Annotated in this window: 11 protein-coding genes and 1 pseudogene; 9 read left to right on the top strand and 3 right to left on the bottom strand. The window is 51.4% G+C overall.

Features of this window, described 5'->3' with window-relative positions:
* The 3 genes and pseudogenes from O71_RS17540 to O71_RS17550 form a co-directional block, all read left to right on the top strand.
* Positions 1-839, top strand: an 839-nt coding sequence (locus O71_RS17540; RefSeq protein WP_007659520.1) for a 4-hydroxyproline epimerase, incomplete at its 5' end; no start/stop codon positions are given.
* A gap of 1 nt (position 840) precedes the next feature.
* A complete protein-coding gene (locus O71_RS17545; RefSeq protein WP_007659525.1) occupies positions 841-2106 on the top strand; it encodes an FAD-binding oxidoreductase in 1266 nt (421 codons plus the stop codon).
* 99 nt (positions 2107-2205) lie between these two features.
* A pseudogene (locus tag O71_RS17550) lies at positions 2206-3827 on the top strand (M1 family metallopeptidase).
* A 275-nt stretch (positions 3828-4102) separates the two neighbouring features.
* Here the strand turns inward: O71_RS17550 and O71_RS17555 are convergent.
* Positions 4103-5227 carry a hypothetical protein gene (locus tag O71_RS17555; RefSeq protein ID WP_007659530.1) on the bottom strand — a complete coding sequence of 375 codons (1125 nt, stop codon included), beginning with the start codon at positions 5225-5227 and terminating at the stop codon, positions 4103-4105.
* Between the two features lie 187 nt (positions 5228-5414).
* Between O71_RS17555 and O71_RS17560 the strand changes: the two genes are divergently transcribed.
* The 3 genes from O71_RS17560 (at position 5415) to O71_RS17570 (ending at position 7800) form a co-directional block, all read left to right on the top strand.
* Positions 5415-5939: a DUF2911 domain-containing protein gene (locus tag O71_RS17560; RefSeq protein ID WP_040574642.1), complete on the top strand. Its 525-nt coding sequence runs from the start codon at positions 5415-5417 to the stop codon at positions 5937-5939.
* Positions 5940-6008: 69 nt separating this feature from the next.
* Positions 6009-6863, top strand: a complete 855-nt coding sequence (locus tag O71_RS17565) for a hypothetical protein (RefSeq protein ID WP_007659532.1) — start codon at positions 6009-6011, stop codon at positions 6861-6863.
* Positions 6864-6939: 76 nt separating this feature from the next.
* Entirely contained in the window at positions 6940-7800 is an 861-nt protein-coding gene (locus tag O71_RS17570; protein WP_007659533.1) for a restriction endonuclease, read from the top strand.
* Positions 7801-7854: 54 nt separating this feature from the next.
* On the opposite strand, the gene ppsA is transcribed toward O71_RS17570, so the two are convergent.
* Together ppsA and O71_RS25940 are read right to left on the bottom strand one after the other, a co-directional pair.
* A complete protein-coding gene (ppsA, locus tag O71_RS17575; protein WP_007659534.1) occupies positions 7855-10080 on the bottom strand; it encodes a phosphoenolpyruvate synthase in 2226 nt (741 codons plus the stop codon).
* Complete coding sequence (locus O71_RS25940) at positions 10077-10256, bottom strand: hypothetical protein (RefSeq protein ID WP_007659535.1); 180 nt, start codon at positions 10254-10256, stop codon at positions 10077-10079. The genes ppsA and O71_RS25940 overlap by 4 nt, the downstream gene beginning before the upstream one ends.
* Positions 10257-10570: 314 nt before the next feature.
* Between O71_RS25940 and O71_RS17580 the strand changes: the two genes are divergently transcribed.
* The 3 genes from O71_RS17580 to O71_RS17590 all read left to right on the top strand — a co-directional run bounded on the left by O71_RS17580 (position 10571) and on the right by O71_RS17590 (position 12203).
* A complete protein-coding gene (locus O71_RS17580; RefSeq protein ID WP_007659536.1) occupies positions 10571-11008 on the top strand; it encodes a CBS domain-containing protein in 438 nt (145 codons plus the stop codon).
* 31 nt (positions 11009-11039) lie between these two features.
* Positions 11040-11474: an NADH-quinone oxidoreductase subunit A gene (locus tag O71_RS17585; RefSeq protein WP_007659537.1), complete on the top strand. Its 435-nt coding sequence runs from the start codon at positions 11040-11042 to the stop codon at positions 11472-11474.
* Between the two features lie 90 nt (positions 11475-11564).
* A complete protein-coding gene (locus O71_RS17590; RefSeq protein ID WP_007659538.1) occupies positions 11565-12203 on the top strand; it encodes an NADH-quinone oxidoreductase subunit B in 639 nt (212 codons plus the stop codon).
* The last annotated feature ends 397 nt before the right edge of the window (positions 12204-12600 follow it).

The raw sequence follows: 12600 nt of genomic DNA on the forward strand, positions 1-12600 counted from the left end.
CCCGGGGACACGACATGATGTCGGGCAGCATCCTCTACCCACCGCACGACCCTGAAAACGACATAGGCGTGCTCTACATCGAAACCAGTGGCTGCCTGCCCATGTGCGGGCACGGCACTATCGGTACCGTCACCATTGCGCTGGAGGAGGGTCTGATCACACCGAAAGTGCCCGGACAGCTGCGGCTCGAAACACCCGCCGGACTGGTGAAGGTGAGCTATACCCAGGAAGACAAAAAAGTGAAGACCGTGAAGCTCACGAACGTGGCCTCATACCTGGAAGCGGAGAATCTGACGGTGGAGTGTCCGGAGCTGGGCGAGCTGAAACTTGATGTGGCCTACGGCGGTAACTTTTACGGCATCATCGATCCGCAGGAAAACTTTGCAGGTATACAGCACCACACGGCTGATAAACTGATCTCCTGGAGTCGTGAAATTAGAAAGCGCATGAACGAGCACTATACCTTTGTGCACCCTGAAAACGATACCATCCGCGGTCTCTCGCATATCTTATGGGCAGGCACTCCCCTTTCGGCTACTTCCACTGCCCGCAATGCGGTGTTCTACGGCGACAAGGCCATTGATCGCTCTCCCTGTGGCACAGGCACTTCGGCCCGCATGGCGCAATGGTACGCAAAAGGGCTACTGAAGCCGGGGCAGGAATTCATTCATGAAAGCTATATCGGCTCCATTTTTAAAGGCACCATAGAGGGGGAAACGACCGTAGCTGGCAAGCCGGCCATTCTACCAGGTATAGAGGGCTGGGCCATGGTTACCGGCCTAAACACGATCTTTCTGGATGATGAGGATCCTTATGTACACGGTTTTCAGGTGATCTGATATGAGCAAAGTAGTTATCGTTGGAGGCGGCATCATCGGGATGTTTACCGCCTGGTATCTCACTGAAGAAGGTTTCAGTGTCACCATCATCGACAAAGGGGACCTACGCGACAACTGCAGCATCGGCAATGCCGGCATGCTGGTGCCGAGTCACATCATCCCGCTCGCTTCACCGGGTATCATCAGTAAAGGGTTTCGCTGGATGCTCTCCTCCACAAGCCCCTTCTACATTCATCCGCGCCTGGACAGGAGGCTGCTGCAGTGGTGCATGCACTTTTACAGAGCCGCTACGCCACAGCATGTAGCCAATAGCATTCCCTATCTAAAAAACCTGAGTCTGCTGAGCAAGAGTCTATACCTAGAGTTTGCCGCAGCACATCCGGAAATCGAATTGAAACAGGACGGTCTGCTGTTGCTCTATAAAACAGCAGAAGGCGCACACGAAGAAAAGGAGTTTGCCTTACTGGCCCGGCAGCATGGTCTGGAGGCAGAGATTCTGTCACCAAAGGAGGTGCAGGTACTGGAGCCAAACCTGGAGCTGGATATTTTGGGAGGCGTGCATTTCCCAGACGATGCGCACCTGAATCCTGCAGCGCTCTCTGCTTGTCTGCACCGCCTCCTCCTCGACAGAGGAGTATGCATGGTGTCTCACCTGGAGGTGCTCGATTTCGTCACTGCCGGAAGAAGCGTTACGGCGGTTGTGACTGACAAAGGCGACATTGCCACAGATCACATCATTGTATGCGCCGGGTCCTGGTCGGGAGAAGTGGCCCGCAAACTTCAGCTCAACCTGCCGATGCTGGGTGGCAAAGGGTATAGCTTTGTAGTAGATAACAAACCAGCCATTCAGCGGCCAACCATCCTGACCGAAGAGCGTGTCGCGGTGACACCTTACGGCAATAAAGTACGGTTCGGCGGCACCATGGAGATCACCCCGGCAAACCGGCACATCAACATGAAACGGGTACAGGGAATCCATGCTTCCATAGCCCGCTACTATACTAATTTTAAATGCCCGCTGCCTCAAAAAGAGAACGTCTGGAGCGGACTTCGTCCCTGCTCTCCGGATGGATTGCCTTACATTGGCTATACCCAGCGCTGGAATAATGTGCTCTTCGGCACCGGTCACAGCATGATGGGTGTGAGTCTGGCGCCGGCAACTGGCAAGGTACTGGCTGAGCAGTTGACGCACCGGAAGGAGAGTGTACTGAGTGATGCTTTTTCACCGGACCGTTATCATCAGGCCAGCTATCAGCTTTTGAAATAGTGCCCCGAATTGCAAAAATTAGCTATCTTTAATGATCAGTTAAAATTGAACACTATGAAAAAATTCACCCTGCCCCATAAAGTCACACTGCCGGCTGCGATGGCTCTGCTGACACTGGGTATAGAACCGGCACAGGCACAGACCCGGCAGACGCCTACCTTCACCCGGCAAGATACGCTGCGCGGCACGATTACTCCCGAGCGCGCCTGGTGGGACCTCACGCACTACCACCTCGACATCAGCGTAAATCCGGCTGACAGCAGCATCCAAGGTAAAAACACCATCCGCTACAAAGTGCTGGAGCCTTACCAGATCATGCAAATCGACCTGCAGCCTCCTATGCGTATGGAAAAGGTGCTGCAAAATGGGCAGCAGTTGAATGTGCGGCAGGAAGGAAACGCTTACTTTGTGCAGTTGGTGGATGCGCAGAAGGAAGGAGCACAGCAAGAAGTAGAGGTATACTATGGCGGTAAGCCGCAGGTGAGTAAAAACCCGCCCTGGAGCGGTGGCATCACCTGGAAGCGCGATGAGCGGGGCAATCCCTTTGTGGCAAGCTCCAACCAGGGGGCCGGCGCCAGTCTGTGGTGGCCCTGCAAAGACCACATGTACGACGAGCCGGACAGTATGCTGATGAGCGTGACGGTTCCCAAAAACCTGACGGACGTATCGAACGGTCGCTTGCGTGGTGTGGATGAAAACCCGGATGGCACCCGCACCTTCCATTGGGCGGTAACCAACCCGATCAACAACTACGGCGTGAACATCAACATAGGCGACTACGTGCATTTCGGGGAGAAGTACCAGGGCGAGAAAGGCGTGCTGGACTGTGACTACTGGGTGCTGCGCGATAACCTGGAGAAGGCAAAGGTGCAGTTTAAAGATGTGCGCCGTACGCTGGATGCCTTTGAGCACTGGTTTGGCCCCTACCCTTTTTACGAGGACAGCTACAAACTCGTAGAGGCGCCCTATCTGGGTATGGAGCACCAGAGCTCCGTGACCTACGGCAACGGTTATCAGAATGGCTACCGCGGTCGCGACCTCAGTGGATCTGGTTGGGGCCTGAAATTCGACTACATCATCATCCACGAAACTGGTCACGAGTGGTTTGCCAACAACATCACCTACAAGGATGTGGCAGACATGTGGATACACGAAAGCTTCACGACCTACTCAGAGCCCTGTTTGTGGAATACCACTACGGCAAGCAGGCCGGCAGCGAATACGTGATCGGCATACGCCAGAACATACGCAACGACCGTCCGATCATTGGTCACTACAACGTAAACAAAAGTGGCTCCGGCGATATGTATCCGAAAGGCGCCAACATGCTGCATACCCTGCGCCAGGTGGTGAACGACGACGAGAAATGGCGTGGCATCCTACGCGGTCTTAACAAGGATTTTTACCACCAAACAGTAACCACGGAGCAGATCGAGAACTACCTCTCCAAGCACACAGACCGCGACCTCAGCCGCTTCTTCGACCAGTACCTGCGCGACACCCGCATCCCTACGTTGGAGTATCGTCTGGAAAGGAAAAAGCTAACGTACCGCTGGGCCAACGCGGTGGAAGGTTTCGATATGCCGGTGAAGGTATACCTGAACGGAGAAGAAACCTGGCTAGAGCCGACAACCGACTGGAAAGAAATCAAGAAAGTGAAAACCGGCACCAAACTGACCATCGATCCGAACTTCTATGTGCAGGAAGGGAAGGGAGTTTAGAAGTTTGGGAGTTTGAGAGTTGAGGAGTTTGGGAGTTGAAGAGTTTTTAGAGCTTAGATTTCAATTTTTGAAATACTTTGAAGTTTTCCATCATGTTTATCTATACCTGAAGTAGTCAGCATAGACGCCTAATAATAATGTCATCGTTTAAAACAGAGGGCCTGCCAGAATTGTCTGACAGGCCCTCTCAATGATTTGATGCACTCTGGAGTTTTAAACTCCTAAACTCCTAAACTCCCAAACCCCTCAACTCTCAAACTCTCAAACTCCTCAACTCATTTCACTCCGACAGCTTTGAGCTCCTGCTCCAGGCGTTGGTTCCAGCGTTCCTGGGCTGCTGTGTCGAGGCCGTGGCGGGTTTCAGAGTCATACTGGTCCTGCAGCTGGTTCATCTCACGGTAGGACTCTATGAAGAGGTACTGAATGTTGCTGTTGTAGTCGGCCAGCGACAGGTCTTCAGGCTTTATCTTCTGCTTAAAGCGTTCCGACACAAGCTTTACAATATCAAAATGCCTTTGCTCGTGGTTTAGACCGTATGGACTTCGGGCGTTATCCTTTACCCAGGATGAGCTCTTCAGCACATATACCTTCATGTTGAGGTGGAGGTGGATGATGCCATCTTTTACTTCAGTCTCGCCTTCGTATGCAAAGCTCGGAAACACTGTGGCAGCATAACGACTGGTGCGGTTCACATCCGCTTTAAAGTCATTCCAATTCAGTGGCCTGCTCGTGTCATAAAACACCGTGTCTTGATCGGCGGGTGCGGTATAGTCTGTAAAGGTTACTTTTATACCTTTGGCAAGTTTCGGGTTGGTGTTTGCTTCCTGGTCCATCCAGGTGTTGAGATAACGCAAAGCCTCCTTAATAGACTGCCGCAGCGCAGGCTCTGTTACTTCGTTTCGGCCCACCGGGCGTTCGTAGCGTCCGCCGCCTTTATACTGCAGCAGCTGCACCGTCTCCCCGTCACGCTCCATTTCAAACGCCATTTCTACCGCAATGGTACCCGCCACACGACCAGCCGCAGAAGGGGCTTCTTTCACCTGCATTTCTTTCAGGCGGATCACGACGGGTCGCAGCGATTTATTGGCGGGTATACCTTTGTTGATGAACTCACGCAAAGCGATGTAGCCCCCGCCCTGCAGATCGACAGGTTGTGCCTTGCCCGCGCCGGTAAGTGGTAGCAGGTAGGCAACGGCTTTTTTGTCGGTGCGTTCGTCGATCACATTGGCGATGTAAAACTCACGTGGCGTAAAAGGCATTTTCTCGGTGCGCAGCACGATCGGCTCTTTATTGTCAGCCACAGGTGACGCAGCTATACCTGCCCCACCCAGGTAAAAACAGACGAGCAGCAAGCAGGCCACTAAGAAGACGCTGCCCCTGGTTTTGAAAAAGTATTTCATGAATCGTTAATGCTAATGCTGTTAAGGTATAGCTAAAACAGTAGCCTCCCCTGCTTTCGTTCAGTAGGCAACATGTTGCTTATCATAATATTTCAACCGCAGGCATTAAACCATTTTTTTGCAATGCAGTCTATATTTTTAACTATCTTAGCCATGCATTCACGTATCATAATTTCGTTTCTTATCTATGAAGATTAGCTTCCATTTTGTAAAACACTTGCTGGTTTGTGTCCTGTTGTTAGGTCCGATGCTGGTAATGGCACAAAACGGCAATAAAAGCAACCGGCCTAGTCCACCCGCTACGGCTTCCGGTAAAATAGGCGACGCACTGGTTACCATTGAGTACAGCAGCCCTGCCGTGAAGAACCGTAAGGTATGGGGTGAGCTGGTACCTTACGGCAAGGTATGGCGTGCCGGTGCCAACGAGGCCACCACAATCGAATTCAGCAGAGATGTACTGGTGGAGGGACGTCACCTGGCAAAGGGCAAATATAGTCTCTATACCATACCTGGCGAAAACCAGTGGACCGTGATCTTCAACAAAGCCACAGGCCAGTGGGGTACGGAGTACGATGAAAGGCAGGATGCGCTGCGGGTAAATGTGAAACCACGCAACACCATGGCCATGCACGAGCGCCTCTCCTACCATGTTGTCCGCAATGGCATCCTGATGCGCTGGGAGAAGCTGGAGCTGCCAGTTAAGATAAAGTAACTATAAATGAAAAGCCGCCTATACCTAGTATATGCGGCTTTTTTATGTCAAACCCATACCGATACGACCATGATAAAACTACTGAAAAATGCATCCTCAGCCGGAATGGTACTCCTGTTCCTGATCGGCTGCGCCGGCACTTCCACCACTACGTCAGCTGACGAGTCAGCCACCGCATCTGCTACCGCAATTACCGGTTCAACTGCCACGGCCAGTGCAGGTGGATCTACGCAAACCGCCAGCGCTTCTCAAAACGATGTGCAGCAGGCTACACAGTTGGAAGGTGCCTGGCGAACAACAGACGGGCAGGGCAATGAGGTGGTGATGCTGGTGCAGGACGGCTTCTTTACGATTGCGCGGTTCAACCAACAGAACAAACAGTTCCTGGGTACTACCGGCGGCACCTATACGGTTTCGAACGGGAAATTCAACATCAAACAGGAGTTCAACACACTCGACTCCACCCAGGTAGGCACTACAGCTTCAGCTGACTACAAGCTCGAGAACGATCAGTGGACGTTAATCAAAGATGGGATAACCGACACCTGGAACCGAATAAATGAAAGCAACAGCAACTCTCCCCTGGCTGGCACCTGGCGCATCACAGGTCGGGAGCGGGACGGTGAAATGCAGACCATGCGCCCCGGTCCGCGCAAAACCTTGAAAGTACTATCCGGTACCCGCTTCCAATGGATCGCCTTCAACTCCGAAACAGGTCAGTTCTCCGGTACAGGTGGCGGCACATACACTGCCGAAAATGGGAAATATACCGAAAACATCGAGTTCTTTTCCCGCGACAGCAGCCGTGTGGGCATGTCACTCTCCTTTAACTTTGAAGTGAAAGACGGTAACTGGCACCACTCGGGCCAGAGCAGCACTGGCAACCCAATCAACGAGGTCTGGTCCCGTATCTCCAAAGATTAATCCTTCAGGTATGGCAGGTATGTGTTGTATATCTGCCATGCTTTCATGAACTTGACCGCCAAAAATAAAGCTCACTATGGAGGACACGCTGGACCACTTGGTCGTGACAAAAGCATCCGGTGAAAAAGTACTTTTCTCGGTCGGTAAACTCCGGCACTCGCTTCGGAAGTCCGGTGCTGATGAGCAGCAGGCAGATGAAGTTCTACGCCAGTTGGCCCCAGAACTTACCTCCGGTATTTCGACCCGTAAGATCTACCGCAAAGCCTTCGGCATCCTCAGGCGTCTTTCCAACACCGCCGCCGCCCGCTACAGCTTGAAACAGGGCATTATGCAATTGGGTCCCTCAGGCTTTCCTTTCGAGAAGTTCGTAGCGGAGATACTGCGGGCACAGGGCTATACCACCGAGATCGGGGTATTTGTAGACGGCCACTGTGTGCGACACGAAATAGATGTGATCGCGTTAAAGGACGGAAAACGAGCCATGATCGAGTGCAAGTACCACAATATGCACCGCAACAAATCTGACGTGAAAGTTCCGATGTATATCCAGTCCCGCTTCAAGGACGTGGAGAAGGTATGGCCATCGGAACATGAGTATGAGGTCCGCTTTCATGAGGTATGGGTGATGACGAACACCCGCTTCACGGAAGACGCCATCCGCTTCGCCAGCTGCATGCAGATGCGCCTGATTGGTTGGGACTATCCTGCCAAAGGCGGGCTTAAAGACCTGGTGGACTCTTTCCATCTCTATCCTCTTACCTGCCTCACCACCCTTACCAATTCTGAAAAGCAGCGCCTGCTCGACCAGAAGATCGTGCTGTGCAGTGAGCTGCTGCACGAAGAAGAACTGCTGCAAAGTATAGGCCTGCGAGACGACCGAGCTAAACGTGTGCTCAAGGAAGTGGAGAATCTCTGCAACGGCTTGTATAAAAAGTAAATCACAGCACCTGATAGTAGTTCCACAGGTATAGCAAGACGAGAAGGAAGGATTTTATTGCATCTGCTTCTCTGCCTCCAGCATATTCTCCAGTCCCTTGAAAAATGCATCCGGGTTAAAGGAAATGCTGTCAATGCCGTGCTCTACCAGGAAAGCGGCAAATTTGGGATAATCACTCGGAGCCTGACCGCATAATCCGACTTTGGTGCCCGTCTTTTTAGCTTTCTGCAGCGTCATCACGATCAGTTGCTGCACCGCCTGGTCAAATGGAGAGAAAATGTCGCTGAGCAGACCGGAATCACGGTCGGCACCGAGTGTCAGCTGTGTCAGGTCATTGGAGCCGATGGAGAAGCCGTCGAAATGTTCGGCAAATTCCTCGGCCAGCAGGGCGTTGCTCGGAATCTCAACCATTACGTATACTTCCAATTCGTTTTCGCCCCGTTTCAGACCATTATCGGCCAACAGTTCGATCACTTTTTTGCCTTCCTCCACGGTGCGGCAGAAAGGGATCATCAGCTTCACATTGGTCAGTCCCATCTCTTCCCGCACTTTTTTCATGGCGCGGCACTCCAGTTCAAAGCCCTCCTGATAAAGCCTATGGTAGTAGCGGGATGCTCCCCGCAGCCCGATCATAGGGTTGGCTTCGTCGGGCTCAAACTGCCGTCCGCCAATCAGGTTGGCATACTCATTAGACTTGAAATCGCTCATGCGTACGATCACATCCTTCGGGTAGAATGCCGCCGCGATGATGCCTGTGGCTTCTGCCAGCTTGTCTACAAAATAGTCTGCTTTGTTCGGGTAGTGGTGCGTAAGTTGCTCAATATTCTCACGTGCTTCTTTGCTCTCCACTTTCTCAAAATGCTTCAGCGCCATAGGGTGAATCTGGATGGAATTGTTGATGATGAACTCCATGCGCATCAGCCCGACACCGTCGTTTGGCAGGAAAGAATACTTAAAGGCTTGCTCCGGATCACCGAGTATCAGCATGGCCTTTGTCTTCGGCTTCCCGAGTTTGCTCATGTCTGTCTTCTTCTCGTCCCAGTCCAGCTTGCCTTCATACACATAGCCTGTCTCCCCTCCCGCAGTTGACACGGTCACCTCCTGCCCGTCCCGTACTGTTTTGGTCGCATCATCCGTGCCAAGCACAGCAACAGCACCTACCTCCCGCGCTACGATGGCAGCATGACTGGTTCTGCCTCCTTGTTCGGTGATAATGGCACTTGCTTTTTTCAGGATAGGATCCCAGTCCGGATCTGTTTTGCGGGTAACGAGCACTTCACCCTCCTGTAATTTGTCACTCTCGGCTGGTGAGTGCAGTACGCGGGCTGTACCTGATACAATGCGGTTGCTCAGGCCTATACCCGAGCAGAGCACCTTCCCCTCCTCTTTTAAGGTATACTCCGTGAAAAAAGCTTCATCCTTGTGCTGACTCTGCACTGTTTCAGGTCTGGCCTGTACAATGTAAAGCTCCCCGTTCAGACCATCTTTGGCCCACTCAATATCCATGGGCTGGTCGTAATGCTCCTCGATGCGCTTGCCCCATTTCGCCAGCTGCACTACCTCATCGTCCTGCAGCACAAACTGCTCCTGGCGCTCCACCGGTGTGTCCAGGTTGACGATGGCATCCGTCGGGCTCAGCAATTCACCCTCTGACTTGTCGGCATATACCATGGTTTTGGCCTTGCTGCCCAGCTTGCGCGAAATGATCGGCTGCTTTGCCTTGTCGAGCGTTGGCTTAAACACCACAAATTCATCGGTGTTCACAGCGCCCTGCACCACGTTCTCGCCCAGTCCCCAGGAACCGGAAATGACCACGGCATTCTCAAAGCCAGTGTCCGGATCGAGCGTGAACATTACACCGGAGCAGGCTTTGTCGGACCGTACCATAGTTTGTACCCCTACCGACAGTGCCACCTGCATGTGCTCAAACTCGTTGTCAACCCGGTACTTAATGGCTCGATCTGTGAAGAGGGAAGCGTAACTGTGGTGGCAGGCTTTGTAGAGGTTCTGGAGTCCACTCACATTGAGGTAGGTTTCGAGTTGACCGGCAAAGCTGGCGGTAGGCAGGTCTTCGGCAGTGGCGCTGCTACGCACGGCCAGCGAGATATCCTCCCCGTATTCAGACTTCAGATAGGTATAGCCTTCTTCGATCGCTTCCCGAATGTCCTCTGGAAACTGAGCGTTTAAAATAAGCTCCCGCGCCTGTTTCCCGATGTCAGATAAATTGTGAAAATCATTCGTATCCAAGCCAGAAAGTATATCAGTCAGTTGCTGCTTCAATTCATTCTGCTCCAGAAAATGCCAATAAGCTGCTGAGGTAGTGGCGTAGCATCAGGCACTTGTATACCTTCGGGATTGAGTTGGTTATACATTTCTCCGAGTGAGGCGTTTTTGCCACCCACACTGCTCATGTCTTTGTAGCTAATGTCTTTAAAATGCTTGATGAACGGTTCCATGGCTCGCTGATTTGGGTATAGATCTGATGGCAAAAGGCGGTAATGCCACGATATACACTAGTGATAACGGAAGCTTAAACACTTGGTTTTGACTTATATACAAATCAATCTTTACTAAATACCAGTGTTATCAATCGGTTCCATAAGTTGCCTTAAGTCATAACATCAGTTCAAGGAAAACCCTGCCAGCAACTAAAAAAAACACATTTATAATATTTTTTAAGTAATTTTTACATAATTCATTGCCTTGTTTTTAAAATACTCGTATAACATCCTAACATTCAAGCATATATTACAATAATACAGGAGGTTTTATGGGAACAGTCAGACATATTCTCCAGAAAAAAGGCAACAAAGTGATTTCTGTTGCCCCTACCAGCACCGTCTACAGTGCCCTTGAAACCATGGTAGAGCAAAACGTGGGTGCGCTCATCGTGATGGACAATGGCAAGTTTGCCGGTATGTTTACTGAGCGGGACTATGCCCGAAAAGTCATCCTAAAAGGCAAAGCCTCCCGCGATACGCTTGTGCAGGAAATTATGAGCGAGCACCCGGTCACCGTTACCCCAGACACTACACTGGAGCAGTGCATGAAACTCATGACCCAGAAATACATCCGCCACCTGCCAGTGTTTGACAATCAGGAACTGATTGGCTTGGTGTCCATCGGTGACATTGTGAAATGTATGATGGATGAACAAAAATGCATCATCGAGGATCTCGAGCACTATATAACCGGGCACCACGAGTAGGTAGCCCGGATATCATTTATTAGGAGAAAACATGCAGGAAACAGCCGAAACAACCACTTTACTGTGGCCATTGGTGGTCTATGGTGCCATCGTGCTCAGTCTGGTATTGCTGATACTGGGCTTATCGTATGTATTAGGCCAGCGCGGCAATGCCCGAGCAACCGGCGAACCTTACGAAGGCGGTATCATCAGTGCAGGCGGTGCCCGTATCCGATTCTCCTCTCAGTTTTACATGGTGGCCATGATGTTCGTGATTTTCGACGTCGAGACCATCTTTATTTTTTCTTGGGCCATCGCTTTCCCTGAGCTGGGTTGGTATGGCTATTTCGGTGTGCTCGTCTTTATTGTGATGCTGGTAGTGGTGCTGGTATACGAGTGGCGCAACGGCGCCCTGGACTTCGGCCCGGATGGCAAGAAGATACTGGCTGCCTATAAGCGTATGCTACGGGAGCTAAGTTTGAATTAACAGAGTAATCTTGCCGGAAGCTTTATATGAGACCTATATCGATACTTTTTCTAAAGCTTTTGATCAATGCTGTAACTAACACCCAACAATATGAAATGGTGGCTAAGCAAACCGGATGAACCTGCCAATGCTGTGACAGGCACCAGCTCCTACGAAGAGACAGTGCAGCAGAGCATCATGCTCACCACGCTGCAGGACCTGATTGCATGGGGCCGCAAGAACTCCATGTGGCCCTTTCACTTTGGGTTGAGCTGCTGCTTCGTGGAGATGGCCACCAGCATGACGCCTAAATACGACGTAGCCCGTTTTGGTGCCGAGGTTATACGGGGTACGCCACGAGAAGCCGACGTGATGATTATTGCCGGCACCGTCTTCATTAAAATGGCCCCTATCATCAAGCGACTGCACGAACAGATGATGGAGCCGAAATGGGTGATCTCGATGGGCTCCTGCGCCAACTCTGGCGGCATGTACGACATCTACAGTGTGGTGCAGGGTGTCGACAAATTTCTCCCAGTTGATGTGTATGTCCCCGGCTCGCCCCCMAGACCAGACGCCTTTATGGAGGGCTTGATGCTGCTGGCAGAGCGTGTTGGCCAGGAAAGAAGACCACTTAGCTGGACGATTGGGGAACAAGGCGTTATCCGGCCGGAGAAAATAGAGGTGAAAGAAAGAAAAAAAGAACGCTGGAGCCAGATGAATGAATTCCGGTCGCCGGATGAGCTATAGAAGTTTAAGAGTTGGGGAGTTTGAGAGTTGGGGAGTTTGGGAGTTAGAGGGTTGATTGTCTGAATCAGGATTTGCAGGATTTAAGGATTGACAGGATTCTCGTGCATGATTGACATCCCCCTGCTCCTCTCAAGAGGGGAATTCCTGCAACTACCTACTTACAGGTTTAAACTTCGTTGCACACAAAACAGATCACTGGCAGGTATAGAAAGACATACATGCACGCTGGCAACGAAGCAAAAAAAGGCGCCCGGTGCACCACCGACGATTTTTTGTTTGAGCGGTCAGCGAGTTCAAAATCGTCTTGATTTTTTTGCTTACTGGGAGTAGGGCCTCCGATTTTCATTTATAGAAAGAAGTATGCCCGCCGCACAGCGAAGCTATAAAACAATCCAAT

It is taken from the genome of Pontibacter sp. BAB1700, assembly GCF_000277005.1.
GTDB lineage: Bacteria > Bacteroidota > Bacteroidia > Cytophagales > Hymenobacteraceae > Pontibacter > Pontibacter lucknowensis.